This window comes from Pseudomonas sp. AC463, assembly GCF_979253585.1.
Window position 1 is genome coordinate 1 of sequence record NZ_CEEDDZ010000999.1, and the last position, 247, is coordinate 247.

Annotated in this window: 1 protein-coding gene; it reads right to left on the reverse strand. The window is 56.3% G+C overall.

Going from position 1 to position 247, the window contains the following annotated elements:
- On the reverse strand, positions 1-247 hold a 247-nt coding region (rpsD, locus tag AC0IYH_RS33240; protein ID WP_471838669.1), incomplete at both ends, for a 30S ribosomal protein S4.

Sequence of the window (247 nt, forward strand, 5' to 3'; positions counted from 1 at the left end):
TTTGTGCGAAACCAGCTGACGGGACTCAGCGCGGGTAGCACCGTAGCCCATGCGGTAAACAACGTTATCCAGACGGCATTCGAGCAGTTGCAGCAGGTTCTCACCAGTAGCGCCTTTCTTGCCGGCAGCTTCTTTGTAGTAACCGCTGAATTGACGCTCGAGTACGCCATAGATACGACGAACTTTTTGCTTCTCACGCAGCTGGGTGCCGTAGTCGGACTGACGGCCACGGCGCTGGCCGTGAATA